Annotated in this window: 17 protein-coding genes; 1 reads left to right on the top strand and 16 read right to left on the bottom strand. The window is 55.3% G+C overall.

Going from position 1 to position 16,470, the window contains the following annotated elements; translation table 11 throughout:
* Positions 1-31 precede the first annotated feature (31 nt).
* Complete coding sequence (locus H581_RS0121165) at positions 32-643, top strand: 3'-5' exonuclease (protein WP_028611749.1); 612 nt, start codon at positions 32-34, stop codon at positions 641-643.
* On the opposite strand, the gene melA is transcribed toward H581_RS0121165, so the two are convergent.
* The 16 genes from melA to H581_RS34920 form a co-directional block, all read right to left on the bottom strand.
* A complete protein-coding gene (melA, locus tag H581_RS0121170) occupies positions 640-2,136 on the bottom strand; it encodes an alpha-glucosidase/alpha-galactosidase (protein ID WP_036719542.1) in 1,497 nt (498 codons plus the stop codon). The genes H581_RS0121165 and melA overlap by 4 nt on opposite strands.
* A gap of 129 nt (positions 2,137-2,265) precedes the next feature.
* Positions 2,266-3,180, bottom strand: a complete 915-nt coding sequence (locus tag H581_RS0121175) for an AraC family transcriptional regulator (RefSeq protein ID WP_028611751.1) — start codon at positions 3,178-3,180, stop codon at positions 2,266-2,268.
* A 37-nt stretch (positions 3,181-3,217) separates the two neighbouring features.
* Entirely contained in the window at positions 3,218-3,940 is a 723-nt protein-coding gene (locus tag H581_RS0121180; RefSeq protein WP_028611752.1) for a nucleoside phosphorylase, read from the bottom strand.
* A gap of 4 nt (positions 3,941-3,944) precedes the next feature.
* The gene (locus H581_RS0121185; protein ID WP_028611753.1) at positions 3,945-4,619 is read right to left on the bottom strand and encodes a sulfite oxidase-like oxidoreductase; all 675 of its coding nucleotides are present in this window, start codon (positions 4,617-4,619) and stop codon (positions 3,945-3,947) included.
* A 58-nt stretch (positions 4,620-4,677) separates the two neighbouring features.
* Positions 4,678-5,601: an ABC transporter permease gene (locus H581_RS0121190; RefSeq protein ID WP_028611754.1), complete on the bottom strand. Its 924-nt coding sequence runs from the start codon at positions 5,599-5,601 to the stop codon at positions 4,678-4,680.
* Between the two features lies 1 nt (position 5,602).
* Positions 5,603-6,625, bottom strand: coding sequence for an ABC transporter permease (locus H581_RS0121195; RefSeq protein WP_036719784.1), 1,023 nt, complete (start codon positions 6,623-6,625; stop codon positions 5,603-5,605).
* A 22-nt stretch (positions 6,626-6,647) separates the two neighbouring features.
* Entirely contained in the window at positions 6,648-8,147 is a 1,500-nt protein-coding gene (locus H581_RS0121200; protein WP_028611756.1) for an ABC transporter ATP-binding protein, read from the bottom strand.
* Positions 8,148-8,569: 422 nt separating this feature from the next.
* Positions 8,570-9,625 (bottom strand): BMP family lipoprotein, encoded by a 1,056-nt coding sequence (locus tag H581_RS0121205; protein ID WP_028611757.1) that lies wholly within the window; start codon positions 9,623-9,625, stop codon positions 8,570-8,572.
* A 220-nt stretch (positions 9,626-9,845) separates the two neighbouring features.
* The gene (locus tag H581_RS36630; RefSeq protein WP_169507535.1) at positions 9,846-10,307 is read right to left on the bottom strand and encodes a MarR family winged helix-turn-helix transcriptional regulator; all 462 of its coding nucleotides are present in this window, start codon (positions 10,305-10,307) and stop codon (positions 9,846-9,848) included.
* 160 nt (positions 10,308-10,467) lie between these two features.
* Positions 10,468-11,355, bottom strand: a complete 888-nt coding sequence (locus tag H581_RS0121215) for an urease accessory protein UreD (RefSeq protein WP_245600109.1) — start codon at positions 11,353-11,355, stop codon at positions 10,468-10,470.
* Entirely contained in the window at positions 11,355-12,083 is a 729-nt protein-coding gene (gene ureG / locus H581_RS0121220) for an urease accessory protein UreG (protein WP_028611759.1), read from the bottom strand. The genes H581_RS0121215 and ureG overlap by 1 nt, the downstream gene beginning before the upstream one ends.
* A gap of 27 nt (positions 12,084-12,110) precedes the next feature.
* Positions 12,111-12,803 carry an urease accessory protein UreF gene (locus H581_RS0121225; RefSeq protein WP_028611760.1) on the bottom strand — a complete coding sequence of 231 codons (693 nt, stop codon included), beginning with the start codon at positions 12,801-12,803 and terminating at the stop codon, positions 12,111-12,113.
* Between the two features lie 22 nt (positions 12,804-12,825).
* Complete coding sequence (gene ureC, locus H581_RS0121230; protein WP_028611761.1) at positions 12,826-14,541, bottom strand: urease subunit alpha; 1,716 nt, start codon at positions 14,539-14,541, stop codon at positions 12,826-12,828.
* Positions 14,538-14,906 (bottom strand): urease subunit beta, encoded by a 369-nt coding sequence (locus H581_RS0121235; RefSeq protein WP_028611762.1) that lies wholly within the window; start codon positions 14,904-14,906, stop codon positions 14,538-14,540. The genes ureC and H581_RS0121235 overlap by 4 nt, the downstream gene beginning before the upstream one ends.
* Positions 14,907-14,951: 45 nt before the next feature.
* Positions 14,952-15,257 carry an urease subunit gamma gene (locus H581_RS0121240; RefSeq protein WP_028611763.1) on the bottom strand — a complete coding sequence of 102 codons (306 nt, stop codon included), beginning with the start codon at positions 15,255-15,257 and terminating at the stop codon, positions 14,952-14,954.
* A 188-nt stretch (positions 15,258-15,445) separates the two neighbouring features.
* Entirely contained in the window at positions 15,446-16,414 is a 969-nt protein-coding gene (locus tag H581_RS34920) for a D-alanyl-D-alanine carboxypeptidase family protein (RefSeq protein WP_051251174.1), read from the bottom strand.
* Positions 16,415-16,470 lie beyond the last annotated feature (56 nt).

The raw sequence follows: 16,470 nt of genomic DNA on the forward strand, positions 1-16,470 counted from the left end.
CATTTTATTTTAGAAAAAGTGGTGAATTATAATGAATGCCCGTTCTTATACCGTAATTGATTTCGAGACGAGCGGACTTGATCCCAAAAAAGACCGGGTCATCGAAATGGCCGCCATCCGCTGCGTCAATGGGGAAATTGCGAGCGAATTCAGCACGCTCGTGCGTTATGACGGCAAGCTGTCCGCGAAAATAACCGAGATTACCGGCATAACCGATGAAATGACCGCAACCGGAATGGATGAGGATACGGCTTTCCGGATCCTCAACCGGATGATCGGCGATCATATCCTGATCGCTCATAATGCAGCCTTCGATCTCGGCTTCCTGCATCATTCCCTGCTCCGAATCGCGGGCCGCTCCTTCCATAACAGCTTTATCGATACGCTGACCATCAGCCGCGCAAGGCATTTCTATCCGCATACGCTAGGAGACATGTGCGGCCGATACAGCATTCCGCTTATCGGCGGCCACCGCGCGCTGAACGATGTCATTGCCTGCTGGGAGCTGTTCCGCAAGCTGAACGAAGAGCAGCCGGTTGACAACTACTTGAATAAGCTCGGCTATTTGCGGAAGTACGGCCCTCCGGCCTGGAGCCCTCCGGTCGCGCTGCTCGAAGCCGTTGAGCTTAAATACGCCCGTTAGACGCGTTCTTTCCCTTTATCCGATTCGCCCGCGTTTTTGTTCGCCGCCTCGCGATCCTGCTGCATCTCCTCGACGGACTTCACTTTCAAGCGCGCCGCTCCTTTATAATCGCGGGTTGGAAGAAGCGGCCCTTCCGACAGCCGCTTCTTGGCGGCGGCTATCGCATCCGTATACTGCGGAAGCCACTGCTCCTGAGCCACCAGCATCTCATCGACCATTTGCCAGATTTCCTTCGGATTGCATACGGCACCGACCAGCGGATCCATCATGAACGCTTGCCGCAGCAGCTTATCGTCGCCGTGAATCGCCGCTTCCACGGCAAGCCTCTGAACCGAGACGCTCACGTTGCATACTGCAGCTGGGCCAAGCGGAAGGTCGCCGACGGTCGGCATCGATATGCCGTTGCGGTCGACGTACCCCGGCGCCTCGATAATGGCATCCGCCGGCAAATTGGCGATGACGCCTTTATTCTCGACGTTGAAATGTCCGCGGTAGACGCGTCCGGTTTCAAGCCCTTCAATAATGTACGAGCCGTGCTCATGGCTGCGAAGCTCGCTCTTGAATTCATTAGCAGGGTCCTTCATCCAGTTCGGGAAGTCGGTCTCGAACCAGTTGCGCCCTTCCGTGCAGACGCGCAGATAACCGCCCGTCTCTCCGTTAATCCACGAGCTTAAGTCGATCCAATCGTTTATCTCTTCCGGCCGCTTGCGGTACCAAGGCACGTATTCGCTCAAATGACCGTTCGACTCGGTGCTGTAATAGCCGAAGCGGCGAAGCATATCGATACGAACCTTCTCCGTGCGGCTGAAATCCGGATGCTTCTCGAACGCCTCAAGCAGCTTGCCCGTCAAGTCCTCGCCGTTATGCTTGATTTGGATATACCAGGTTTGATGGTTGATCCCCGCGCAAATAATATCGACTTCCTCCTGCTTCAGGCCGAACGCCTCGGCGATTTGCCAATGTCCGCCCTGAACCCCGTGGCATAAGCCGACCGTCCGCACGCCGCCGTACTTATTGCAGGCCCATGTCATCATCGCCATCGGATTCGCATAGTTGAGCAGCAGCACGTCCTCGGAAGCAACCTCGCGAATATCCCGGCATATATTCATCATTTCCGCGATGCCGCGCTGACCGTACATAATGCCGCCCGCGCAGAGCGTATCGCCGACGCATTGGTCGACGCCGTATTTGAGCGGAATATCCACATCGGTCGCAAAAGCTTCAAGCCCCCCGACGCGGATTGTACAAATTACGTACTTCGCATCCTTCAAAGCCTCGCGCCGGTCCGTCGTCGACTGAATGGAAATGGACAAGCCGTTCTCTTGGATGTCCCTTTGGCAGAGCGCCGTGACCATCTCCAGGTTATGAGCGTTAATATCCGTAAAAGCGACCTCGATGTTCCGGAATTCAGGTACGGCGAGCAGGTCGCGCAGAAGACCACGCGTGAATCCGATCGATCCCGCCCCGATAAACGTAATTTTAAAATTGGACATGTTCATCCGCCTCCGATAATCGTTGAATAGATTCGTTTGATCTCCTCTACATTTTAGCAACGATCAACCGAAAGCGTTATCAATATTGTGACCAAGTGACGTTTTAGGTGTCAGAAATCGTCACTTTTATTATTCTTGGCCCATGTCTCTTATATCCAATTGCTGCGTATCAACCGAGTTGCGGTATAGAATCGGCGTCGTTCCCGTATATTTTTTAAACATCGCATGGAAGTATTGCCGGCTGCCTACTCCGACATAATCGCAAACGTCCGCGATGGCGATATCCGTTTCCCGCAGCAGCATCTTCGCTTTCTCCATCCGTAGCTCGGTTAAATAACCCGTCATGGATTTCTTAAGCTGGGAACGAAACAGCCGGTGCAAATAACCGGGGTGCAGGCTGACGGCAGCCGCAATATCCTTTGCTTGAATATCGCGGTCGTAGTTATGGTGCATGTATTCGATCGCCTGCTTCACGTACAGGTCAGCCGGATTAACGCCCTTCATCCCTGATTCACGCCGGATGCGGGCGATCGACACGATCAGCTGCGCGAACAGAAGCTCGGTTCGGATGCTGCTGCTCTTGCCTTGGCTGTCCAGCTCCAGCACCAGTCCTTTGAGCGCCTGATAGAGCTCGCCTGCGTCCCGCAGAAACAAATAAGAGGACGGCTCCGTGATCAATTCGGCCACATCCTCGTCCTCCGCCGCAAGCTGCCGCATGGAAGGAAACGCCGTTTCGCGCTCCCTGAAATCAAATTCAACGTTAAGCATCCGGCACGGTCCTCGTTCATCGACGATAAGCCGATGAGGAACATTGGCGTCAAGAATGATGAATTCGCCCTTCTTCAGCGTCTCCCCGCATGCCGCCGATTTCGCCGTCGCTTCAATTTCGATTCCGCATTCCCCGGAGATGACATACATAATTTCAATGGAATCATGCGTATGATAGGCCATGGAATAGTTCGCCCACTGCTTAAAATAATAAGCGAACACATGAGGATACAAGTCCTCCTCCAGCCACTCCGGTTTAAAAAGGGTTACGTTCACGACCGTTACCTCCCCTGCCGCCTCGGCTTAACCGATTTTACCTCTTTGCCAGCTTCACGACAGCGCGCAGCGCCGTCTCGATCTCGCGTTCTACCGCCTTCGCCACAACATCCGTATGCGGATCGTATTCGCCCGCAAGATCCGTGTCCGCATAGCCGTCCAGCGCCACGATGGCGCCGGCGCGCGCTCCGCGAAGGGAAGCCACAACGTAGAGCGCCGCGATCTCCATTTCAACGGCGAGCACGCCCGCTTGCTTATATTGACGGTGCGGGATTTCGACGACGCCCGAGAAGAAGACGTCCAGCGATACGGTGATGCCTTTCTTCACAATCCCTTCGCTTTCAAGCGCCGATTGGTAGAGCGCCTCCGTCACCTCGCTGTCGGCTACCGCCGGGAACCCGTCCGGCACCAGCTGACGCGACAGCCCTTCGGCCCGCACAGCCGCCGTGCTGACGATGAGGCTTCCCGCCGGGTGATCGGCCGAATAGGATCCGGCCGTTCCGACGCGGATCAGCGTCTTCACGCCGCCGCGGATCAGCTCCTCGAAGCACACCGCCGCGCCTGACGAGCCTACGCCGTGGCTGACGACCGCCAGCGGAACGCCTTCAATTTCACCGACGAACGTCCGGTATTCCCGCGCGAAGGAAAGCTCGCGCGCATTCGTCAGCTTGCGGGATATCGCCTCCGCGCGGCGCGGATCGCCGCATACGATCGCATAAGCCGGCAGATCCTCCGGATTAACTTGCAGTATGGGTAGCATCTGTCTAATCAAACTCCTTCTTTATCCATTCATCCTCAGGCATCATGTTCTCGTCACTTGCGAACCGTTGTTCCTCGAACGGGTCTGCGTAATTGTGGAAGCCGTTGCGTTCCCAGAAACCGGGACGGTCTTCCTTCATAAATTCAATGCCGCGAATCCACTTCGCGCTTTTCCAGAAATAGAGATGGGGCACAAGCAGCCGGAGCGGCCAGCCGTGCTTATCCGTAAGCGGCTCGCCGTCGAAGCGGTGTGCGAGCAGCACGTCGTCCCGCAGCAAATCCTCAAGCGGCACGTTCGTATCGTAATCCTCGTCGGCATGGATCATAACATGCTTCGCGCCAGGCTTCGCTCCAAGCAGCGGAAGCAGATCCGTGAACTTAACGCCTTCCCATTCCGTATCCAGCTTGGACCAGCGCGTCACGCAATGAATATCGCATACGATTTTCGTCTGCGGCAGGGCAAGCAGCTCTTCGAAGCCGAATGCACGCTCCTGCTCCACCTCGCCGAACACCCGAAGCGACCAGCTGCCCGGATCATAGCGGGGAACGTCTCCCTCGTGCAAAATCGGGAACCGCTCCGTCACCGTCTGTCCGGGCGGCACCCGGTGCGCCAGCCCGGGCGCGACATCCGCCTTCCTGACCGCCGTAACCTTTTTTAAACGTTCCGCTTTGTTGTGCATCGCAACCGCCTCCTTCTTGCCATTTTGGGAAACCTTGCAGCTATCGTTTATTGATTTACTATCTGGAGCTTTCGTTCGCTTTACGCGCTTCCTGCATGTAACCTTTGTCTTTAAAGAACAGCATCGCGGCGATCGTAACGACATAAGGCAGCATCATCGTAAAATGAGTCGGCAGCGCAAAGCCCTGCAGCCTGATGCTAAGCGCGTCCATAAAGCCGAATAACAGGCTGGAAGCGGCTACGCCAATCGGATTCGATTGACCCAGCATCGTCGCGACCAGCGCGATAAACCCGCGGCCCGATGTCATGCCTTCCGTGAACATCGTAACGTTGCCGAGCGACAGCTGCGAGCCGGCAAGACCGCATAATACGCCGCACATCAGAACCGCGCCGTACTGGATGCGGGTGACTTTGATGCCTAAGCTCTTCGCAGCCGTAGGGTTCTCGCCCGCAGCCAGCAGCCGGAAGCCGGTCACCGTCTTAAATAAAAACAGATGAAGGGCAATGACGAGCAGGATCGATAGGTAAACCAGGGGCGAATGCCCCGATATCACGTCTCCCAGCCAAGGAATATCCTTGATCACCGGAATATCCCATTTCGGCAGGCCGACCATATCCTTATTGTAGTATGCGCCTTTCACGTCAAATATCGCCCGCAGCGAGAAGGTCGTAAGCCCCAGCGCCAGAAAATTAAGCGCAATCCCGACGACGATGACATTTGCCCGCAGATGGATGCTCATATAGCCGAACAGCATGGAGAAAAGGACCGAGCATAGAATGGCGAAAATGATGGATGCGAACACGTCCCCGGTAAAATGGTTGCCTACGATGGCGGAGAAAGCCCCGATCAGGATTAGCCCTTCCAAGCCGACGTTAAACAGTCCGACGCGGGCGCATATGGCGCCGCCGAGCGCTGCCAGCAGAATAGGCGTAACCAAACGCAGCGTCGACGCAAATAGCGAGACATCGAATAAGTGATCCATATTAAGACCTCGCCGCCTTCCTGCGCTTAATGAACGAATACGTGATTTTAGCCGATACGAACAAAATGAGCACCGCCTGAATAATATTCGAAACCTCGAGCGGCACCTCCGTGTTCCGCTCCATGCCCATTCCCCCGGTCTGCAAGGCAGCCAGCAGTATAGCGGCTATCGCAGTGCCTAACGGATGCGAGCCTGCCAGCAACGTAGCCATAATGCCTGACCAGGCGTACCCCGGGGTTGTCAGGGCGCCGTCTAAATAACGGTACTGCGTGCCAAGCACCTCGATCGAGCCGGCAAGGCCCGCGAAGCCGCCGCTGACGAACATGCTGAGCAGCATCATTTTGCCGCGCTGCACGCCGCCGTAGCTTGCGAACAGCGGATTGCCTCCGAGCATTCTGATTTCATAGCCTTTGACCGTATATCTCATGAACAGGAACAGCAATACCGCGCATACGGCGGCAATAATGAATCCGTAGTGCAGGCTCATCCCTTTGAACAGCTTGGGCAGCCATACGCTTTTATCAATCATCATCGTCTGCGCCATCGCGGCGGAGCCGGTTCTGTCCTTAAGCGGATAGGAGACGATATAACCTGCAAATAAAGTCGCGATATAATTAAGCAATAATGTCGTGATGAGCAGATTCATCCGATACTTGGCGTCAAGCCAGCCTGCGAAGGCCGACCATATTCCCCCGGAAATAATGCCGGCTATAAGTGCGGCAATCAATTTAAGCCATGCCGGACCCGGCAAATAAATAGCCGTTAGAGCGGCGCTTAACGCTCCGAGCACCATCTGGCCTTCCGAGCCCAAGTTAAAAAAACCGGCGCGGAATGCAAGAGCTACCCCTAATCCGATTAATATAATAGGCGTCGCTCTGCTTAACGTATTCGTGAAGAAGTAAAAGCTGCCGAAGGCGCCCTTCCACATTTCCGCGTACGTCTCCGGCACAGAGCCTCCGACGACAGCGATCGCTATCGCGCCGGCCGCCAGGCCGACGATAACAGCCAGCAGCGGCTGCACCATCGAACGAATGAATGATACCAGCTTATCCAACCGCTTTTCCTCCCGCCATTAACAAACTAATATGCTCTTCCGTCGCGTTGTCTGCGTTAAGCTCGCCTACGATTCGCCCTTCGAACATGACCAGAATGCGGTCGGAGAGCTTCAATATTTCCGTTAATTCCGATGAAATAAGCAGAATGGCCCCGCCTGCGTCGCGTTTCTTGAGCAGCTCGCCGTGAATGATTTCCATCGCCCCGACGTCGACGCCGCGAGTCGGCTCCGCCGCTATCAGGAATGGGGTATTCTGGGCCAGCTCGCGGGCAACGATGAGCTTCTGCAGGTTGCCGCCGGACAAGTATTGCGCCTTCGTCGATAACGAACCCGTCTTGATGCCGAACCTGCTCACCCATTCGCCGACCATGCGGCGTATGCCGGAGCCTCTCAGCACGCCGTACCTTTGATGCCTATCGGCATGTCCCATCAATCCGTTCTCCGCAACCGTCGCGTCCTTGGCTACGCCCCATTGGTAGCGGTCCTCCGGAATATGGGCGAGTCCCCGTTCACGGATCGCCTTAACCTGCTCTCCCGTAATGTCCTGCCCGAGCAGTTTAACCGAGCCGGTATCGACTTTCATCAACCCGGAGATCGCTTGGATCAGCTCGGATTGCCCATTGCCGGAGATGCCCGCGATGCCGACAATTTCGCCTTCATCGACGTGAAGGCTGACACCGTCTAGAAGCGGTTTTGTTTTGGAACCGGCAATCGTAATGCCGGCAGCCTCCAGCACCGGCTTGCCGGCAGGAATCTCATTGCGCGACATATGTACGAGATCGCGGCCTACCATCAGCCTCGACAGCTTTTCCGCATCCGTATCCTTCGCTTCGACCGTTCCCGTTACTTTACCGTCGCGCAGCACCGTAATCCGGTCGGCGACCTCCATAATTTCCTGCAGCTTGTGACTGATCAGGATGAAGCTTTTGCCCTGCGTGGCGAGGCCTTTGATGGCGATAAGCAGTTCTTTGACCTCAAGCGGCGTCAGCACGCCGGTCGGTTCGTCCAATATAATGATTTCCGCGCCCTGATGCAGCACCTTCAATATTTCAACGCGCTGCTGAAGGCCCAGCGAACACTCGCCGACCTTCTTCCACGGATCGACCGGCATGCCGAACTGCCGGCCAAGCTGCTCCGTTACCGCTGCCGCCGCTTTGCGGTCAAAGCCGATCCCGCTCGAAGGCTCGCGTCCGATCACGATATTTTCCGCAATCGTGAAGGTCGGAAACAGCATGAAATGCTGATGCACCATACCGATTTTATGCGAAATGGCATCTTCCGGGCTCGAGAACGACACCGGCTTTCCTTCAAGCCGGATCTCGCCGCTCGTCGGATTTTCCATCCCGTACAAAATGCGCATAAGCGTCGTTTTGCCGGCGCCGTTCTCGCCGACAAGCGCATGTATCTCCCCTTTGCGCAGCGAGAAAGCGACATTGCTATTCGCGGTAACGTTCCCATATGATTTCGTAATGTTATTCATTTGCAGCAGCATTCGGACGCCCATCTCCTCCCGCAATTTTTCGTGGAACCAAGCAGAAACGCCTGCCTTTCGTCCTTATCAGAGGACGCAAACCGTTTCGCGAGAATTCGAAGCATATATAAGTGTAAATCTTATAAATTCTTAGAATTCAAGCAGAAACGCCTGCCTTTCGTCCTTGTCAGAGGACGCAACCGTTTCGCGAAGAATTCGAAGCATATATAAGTGTAAATCTTATAAATTCTTAGAATTCAAGCAGAAACGCCTGCCTTTCGTCCTTGTCAGAGGACGCAACCGTTTCGCGAAGAATTCGAAGCATATATAAGTGTTAATCTTATAAATTCTTAGAAATAAAAAACCGCTCCCTCAATTGCTCAAGGAAGCTTTCGATCAACGAGCAAACCGGCTGCAGGGAAGCAGCCGGTAACCTTTGCCATTTATTTAGCGGGCAGCTCAACGACGATTTTACCGGAAATAATATCTTCTGCGATCAGTTTGACTTTGTCGACGTTTTCTTGGCCGATGAACGGGCTAAGCGGAGATTCGCTTTCTCTCGTTACGAAGGTAAGGCCTACGCCGTTCTCTTTCAAACCGTAATCGGCTGCGCCGAAGTCGAAATTGCCTTCCACGAACGCTTTCACCGTCTCATAGGCTACCGCATCCGTTCCTTTCAATTGGGACAATACGATATGTTCCGGATCCTCGACGGTACGATCCGTATCTTGGCCGGAAGCGTAGAAGCCTTTCTCCTTCGCGGCATCGAACACGCCGTTGTCGCCTACAGCCGCCATGCCGGCGATAAAGTCTGCGCCCTTCGACTGCTGAAGCAGGGCAAGCTCTTTCCCTTTTACCGGGTCCGTAAAGCTTCCGACGTAGTTCACCAGGAACTCTGCGTCCGGATTCGTGCTCTTCAAGCCTTGCTCGAAGCCGAACGTGTATTTCGCGAGCAAGGGCGCGTCCATTGCGACTACAGCGCCAACCTTATTCGTTTTTGTGGAAAGTCCGGCGAGCGCGCCCATGAGATAAGCCGCTTCGTGCTCACGGAATTGCACGCTGCGGACATTCGGCTGATCCACGATCGTATCGATGATCGCGAACGGCTTGTCCGGATTTTCGGCAGCTACTTTATTTAAAGCGTCCTCTGCCTGGAAGGTAGCGGTAATGATCAGATCATAATCTTCCGCAACCGTCGCGCGCAGGTTTTGCTCGAATGCGGCCGGATCCGTCGACTCAATCGTCTTCACTTCCACGCCGAACTCTTCGCCCGCTTTTTTGAAGCCTTCATCCATCAAGACGAAAAACTTGTTTACGCCGATTTTCTCAGGCAATACCAATGCGACTTTCTTTGCTTCTGCCGATTCGGTTGGTTGGCCGCCTGCATTTGCCGCACTGTTATTCGCCGTGTTGTTTGTTTCTTTTTGGTTCGCTCCGCAGGCTGCGACAATTGCAACCATAAGGAAAAGCGATACTGCCAGAGCTAATGCCTTCTTCATCCTAATCTCCCCCGTACCCGTAAATGAATTAATTTCCTTTAATCCTAGTAATATTATCGGAATTTGTCAACCACTATTTATTTTTGTAAAATGATAGGATTCGGCTGAACGAATTTCGACAAATTTCTAGTCAATTCTACACTAATACGGCGTGATAGCCTAATCATTTATTTCAAAAGTCACGAATTTGTAACAAATTAATCACATGATGTCCGGCGCCCTATTTTCCATCCCCGCGAGGCGGTTCCATATTCATGTTCATTCGTTCAAAAAGCGCAAGACCGCTCGCCATTTCATCGATGGACATGCCGTCAAACAGCTTAAACATAATTTTGGTTCTTACCGTCTCGATGAGCTCGACATTCTTCTTTCCCTCGTCCGTTATGCCCAGCATAACGACTCGCCGGTCTTGTTCACCGCGCGTCCGCTGAATGAATCCAAGCTCGATAAGCCGATCGGCAATGCCGGTCACGCCCCCGCTCGTTATATGGAGCTGCTCCGCCAAAGCCGACGCTTTCTGAGGACCGGATTCGGCCAATATCGTCAGCATTCTTCCGTGCGTCATCCCGAGCCCATGTACGTTATAGGTATTCCATTCCGCGTTGACATGCCGCCGCACCTGACGGAATGCCTCGTCCAGCCGCCTCATTAATACCAGCTTATCCGCATTTGATTCTTTCACGTTATCAACGCCTCCATGCAAGACTTTGATATTGATTATACCAAATGCAATATAGGAGTACAGCACTAAAGAATTCGCAGCTATAAACCGCGTATCATGCAAAGAAGCCGGCCATGACATGATGGCCGGCCTCAGGCCGATGTTTGCTGGCAAGTTGATCTTAATGAAGCCAGCATAGCGGAGGCAGATCGAGTATGCCGGTTCTTGCCGCGCCCCAAAGCTCCCGCATAAGCTGCTGCAGCGGCCATGCCGCCGTAGACCCGGCGGACACGACTAGGCCGTAACGATACGTTAACGAGGCGCCGGCAATAATGCGATGACCGATAGGGGAAGCGAAGCTATCGATTTTCGTTTGCAATTGTTCAAGGTGAGCGGCGCCTACACGGTCCGAGAATAGATAGTACGTCCCCCAATGCGTCATTTCGTCCCAGCTTCCCGGTGCGCCGATTACTTGCTTTGCCGGTTCGATCCGCTGCCGCTGCGAGAAAACCAGCTCATCGCCGTAATAGACGGAAAGATCGTTACGGAAGCTCCGGTAATCGAATCGCTCGCCCCGCAGCGTTCGCCCGGGACAGAGCACATCGGCCTGCATCCATACGGCCCCGGCTTTCAGGCGCACCATCGTCTCGTTATGGAACGAAGCGTTCTTAAAGAGCATGACCGGTTCCGGCATATGTTCGGCAACGGCGTTCTCCTCCAGGTCAAACCTCTGCCGCATGGATGACCCTCCGCCCGGCAAGCATGGATGAACCTTGGTAAACGACTGATTCGTCAGCATGGCATGGGCATTCCGTTTCAAGCGCCATTCGAGCTCGTAACGGTCCCCGTCCAGCAGCCCGGGCGACACATCCATGACGATGACGCCAAGCTGCCGGTCCAGCGGGAAAGCCTTCGCTATTTTGATCGGCGCGGTGTGGTATTTCTGTTCCATTACCGTTTGACCGTTACGGCTGGCAAGCGACGCGCGAAGCACGGACAGCCGGGCTGCCGCAGCAGCCTCCGGCGGAAACGCGATTGCAGCCGGCAATCCCGTCGAATGGCTCTCCATTAAGAAGCCGTGTGGCTGCGGCCTGGCGGCGTGCTCGACAATTGAATCACATGGCTATGCTCCGTGCCGCGGGCATGGGCAATTTCATGCGTCAGCCAGCTTACGATCTCGTCAACGCCGTCTCCGCCGAACAGGTTCGAGAAGACGAACGGGCGGCTGCCGCGCATCTTCACCGTATCGGCCTCCATCACTTCCAGGCTTGCTCCCACGAACGGGGCAAGATCGATTTTATTAATGACAAGCAAATCCGAGCGCATAATGCCGGGCCCGCCCTTGCGCGGAATTTTCTCTCCCTGCGCGACGTCGATAATATAAATAAACCGGTCGACCAGCTCCGGGCTGAAGGCTGCAGCCAGGTTGTCGCCGCCGCTCTCGATAAAGATCAGATCCAGATCATGGAATCGCCGCTCGAGCTCCTCGATCGCCTCGAAGTTCATGGACGCATCCTCGCGGATCGCCGTATGCGGGCAGCCGCCCGTTTCCACGCCGATAATCCGTTCCTCCGGAAGCACGCCGGTGTTAAATAAAATTTTCGCGTCTTCCTTCGTATAAATATCGTTCGTAATAACCGCCAGGCTGTAGCGCGTGTGCAGCTCTCTGGTCAAGCGCTCGACGAGCGCGGTTTTGCCCGAGCCCACCGGCCCGCCGATCCCGATGCGAATCGGCCGCGAGCTGTCGATTGCCGGGCTTTCCCATTCCTGATGCGTATGTCCTTGTCCTTGACACATATCAAATTCCTCCAATCGGTTATTCGATCATGACATAAACAGCCTTGAATATAATCGTTCATGACGCATCATCGCCAGCTCGGCCATCGGCATATTCGAATATGCCTCCTCCGGCGCAAGCTCTCCCGCAAGCCGCGTCGCACCCACCGTCAGCGGCGTCAGCCGGGCGATGAGCGACTGTCCCTCCGTCTGCCCGATCGACATTAACCGGAGCGCGCTGTTGACGCAGGTGACGATACAGGTATAGAAGTAGCCCTGTATCGCGCGTTCCTCGGATACGCCAAGCAGCCGGCATGCATACCCGTGCACAAGCGGATGCGAAGCAAAGCATCGCCCGCCCCGCAGCGCCTCCGTCAGAGGCGACCAGTCCAGCCGGGGATGAATCGCTGCCGCAAGCTGCAGAAGCCGCCGGCCCATCTTCTCCACGCCGCCCCGCGTTTCCGATGCCGCTCTTTGCAAATGAACGATCCGTTCAACCGACCAAAGCCGATCCCAATCCCCGGCAGGCGCATCCCGGTATACCGCGCGAATGACCAACGCATCCGAGGTCGCCCAGCTTTGCATCAGCATGGCCGAGACATAGGCGAAGAGCTGCCCGGAGTTGTTCATCCGTCCATCTTGAACGAGCGTCTCGAGACCGAAGGAGTGGGAGAATCCTCCGATCGGAAGAGCCGAATCGAGCAGCTGCTGCATGGCCAGCCATCTCACGTTTTCGTCCATCTCGTCTCCCCGCTTTCTTGCTTTAGAACAAAAAATACCGCTGAGCCATCGGCAGCACGTCTGCCGGCTCGCATGTCGCATGCTCTCCATCCACCGTGACATGGTAGGTTTCCGGATTGACCTCAATCCTTGGGGTTGCATCGTTATGGATCATATCCTTCTTCGTTACGGACCGGCAGCCCTTAACCGGCTCAATCCTCTTCTGCAGCCCAAGCTCCTGCGCAATACCCCGATCGTAAGCCGATTGAGATACGAACGTAATCGAGCTGTTGAAGACCAGTTTGCCGAAGGAAGCGAACATCGGGCGTCCGAACACCGGCTGCGGCGTCGGAATCGAGGCGTTCGGATCCCCCATCTGCGCATAAGCGATACTTCCGCCCTTCAGCACCATATCGGGCTTCACGCCGAAGAACATCGGGCTCCAAATGACGAGATCGGCAAACTTCCCCGCTTCCAGCGAACCGACCAGATGGGAGATGCCATGGGTAATCGCCGGATTAATCGTATATTTCGCAATATACCGTTTAATGCGGAAATTGTCGTTCCGCTCATCGTCCGGCGCTAGCGGGCCGCGCTGTTTTTTCATTTTGTCCGCGGTTTGCCACGTCCGGATAATGACCTCTCCGACTCGGCCCATCGCCTGCGAATCCGAGCTGATCATGCTGAATACGCCTAAATCGTGCAAAATATCTTCGGCCGCAATCGTCTCCGGCCTAATCCTCGAATCGGCGAATGCCACGTCCTCCGGAATGCGGCTGTCCAGGTGATGGCAGACCATCAGCATATCCAGATGCTCCTCGATCGTATTGATCGTAAAAGGACGCGTCGGGTTCGTCGAGGATGGAAGCACGTTCATCTCTCCTGCCGCCACGATTATATCGGGCGCATGCCCGCCGCCGGCTCCTTCGGTATGATACGTATGAATCGTGCGGCCGCCGATCGCCGCCAGCGTATCCTCGACAAAGCCCGCTTCGTTCAGCGTATCGGTATGTATGGCAACCTGAATGTCATACTGATCGGCAGCTTGCAGGCAGGCGTCAATCGCGGCCGGGGTTGTCCCCCAATCCTCGTGAAGCTTAAGCCCGATCGCTCCCGCCTCGATTTGCTCGACCAGCGGCGCCGTAAACGATGCATTCCCTTTGCCGGTGAAGCCGAGATTCACCGGAAACTGCTCCGCCGCCTCCAGCATTCTCCGCATATGCCATGCGCCGGGCGTGACCGTCGTCGCGTTCGTTCCCGTAGCCGGCCCCGTCCCGCCTCCGATCATAGTCGTTACGCCGGACGAAAGCGCGGTTTCGATCTGCTGCGGACATATAAAATGAATATGAGAATCGATGCCTCCCGCGGTTACGATTTTCCCTTCGCCCGCAATGACCTCGGTGCTGGCGCCAACGATCAGGTCCGGATGGACGCCGTCCATAATATCCGGATTTCCGGCTTTGCCGATGCCGACGATAAAGCCGTCCCGGATGCCGATATCCGCCTTCACGATGCCCCAATGGTCGATAATGACGGCATTGGTGATCAGCGTGTCAAGCACGCCTTCATCGCGCAGCGCGCCGCTCGATTGACCCATGCCGTCGCGGATGACCTTGCCGCCGCCGAACTTGCATTCATCGCCGTATACCGTATAGTCCCGCTCGATCTGCGCCCACAAGTCCGTATCCGCGAGCCTGACCGCATCCCCCGTCGTCGGCCCGAACATGGCCGCATAGCTGCTTCGGGTCATTCTGCTCATGAGCCGTCTCCTTCCCAAGCCGCAAGCCGCTCCCGCACCGTATCGGGCATCGCTCCCGCTTCCGCTTTGCCCCGAGTAATGCCGTTTAATCCGTAAGACAGCTTGGAGCCTCCAAGCTCTACGAGGGTCACCGGCTTCTCCTCGCCCGGCTCGAACCGGACCGCCGTGCCGGCGGCAATATGCAGCCGCATGCCGAAGGCGGCCTCACGATCGAATTTCAACGCGCGGTTTACTTCAAAAAAATGAAAATGAGAGCCGACCTGTACAGGTCTGTCTCCCGTATTAACGACGATAAGCCGCACCGTGCGGCGACCGGCATTCAATTCAATCTCGCCCTCCGCCGTTCGGTATTCTCCCGGTATCATATCCGCCTTACGCCTCCTGTCCTCCTGCGCCTGCTTGCGCTTTCATTAACCCGCTATCGGGTTATGGACGGTGACAAGCTTTGTCCCGTCCGGGAAAGTCGCCTCCACCTGCACCTCGTGAATCATCTCGGGAATGCCGGGCATAACCTGCTCCCGCTTCAATATTTGCGTTCCGTATTCCATGAGCTGAGCAACGGTCTGCCCTTCGCGGGCGCCTTCCATAATCTCTGAGGTGATGAGAGCGACGCTTTCCGGATAATTCAGCTTAACGCCGCGATTCATCCGCCTTCTCGCCAAATCCGCAGCGATCGTGATGAGCAGCTTTTCTTTCTCGCGTTCGGTCAACTGCATGTTTCCACCTCTTTTTTCACCGTAATATCTACTATTATAGACAGCAAATTATCGTTAGTAAATGATTTCATGTTATATTTCATGACATTAAATACAAAAAACTAGAGCAAACTATCGTGTTCGCCCTAGGACTGACATAAATATGACACAAACTTTCGTCTATTATAGTGTTCCTGATATATGGAAAATTATCCAGTCTGTATGCCCAGCTTACTCTGTATATTCGAGATCAATCCCTCCAGCCCGTTCGTATGGAAGCCGTAATGGAACAGCTTACCCGTCTCAACAAACCGCTGTCCGGACGAATCGGCGCCCATGACGACCGATACGAGGCGGCGGCCGTCCTGCTTCGCCGTTCCCGTGAAGCAATAGCCCGCCTGCTCCGTATACCCGGTCTTTAACCCGTCATTCCCCGGATAGGCATAGGACTTTCCGGCCAGCATCAAATTCGTCGTCTGCAGCTTCTTCGCGGAGCTGTCCAGCTTCACGCTTGCACGGCTGGATACCTCCAGCACCTCGGGATACTTCTTCAGCAGATAGGCGGCAAGAGTCGCCGTATCCTTCGCGGTCAATACCGTATCAAGCCCGGAGGAGGCTTCCTCATACGGCAGCAGATCCCCGCGATTCAGCCCCGTTGAGTTGCCGAATACCGACGCTTCCGATAGACCAAGCTTAGCCGCTCGCTCGTTCATCAGCGCTACGAAGGCCCTCTCGCTGCCGCCGATATGTTCGGCTAACGCAACCGCCGCATCGTTTGCGGAATGCACGGCCATCGCCTCGAACAGCTCCCGTACCGAGTAGACTTCCCCTGCCGCGAAGCCGATCTGCGAGCCGGGTACGTCCGCCGCATAGCGGCTCGTGACGACCTGCTCGTTCCAGGGAAGCTCCCCTTTGCTTGCCAAGTCCAGAACAATAAGCTCCGTCATCAACTTCGACATGCTCGCCGGGGGCATCGCTTCATCGGCATTTTTCTCGTAGAGCACCTCTCCCGTCCCGATATCCAGCAGAATCGCGGCTTTGGATTCGAGCACAAGCTCGGATACCGCCGGCCGATCCTTTAAGGAGGCGAGGTAAGCGAGGCTTGCCAGTACCCCCGCGGCAATTAGCAGAAATTTTATCGTACGGCCGCTCTCTCTTTTATAAGTACGCGTCATCATCTAAAAAAAATCCCCTTTCACTTTCGCTTCATACGATTAAGTATAGAAGCTGCAGC

Origin of the sequence: Paenibacillus harenae DSM 16969 (assembly GCF_000422465.1) — a bacterium.
GTDB classification, from domain to species: domain Bacteria; phylum Bacillota; class Bacilli; order Paenibacillales; family Paenibacillaceae; genus Pristimantibacillus; species Pristimantibacillus harenae.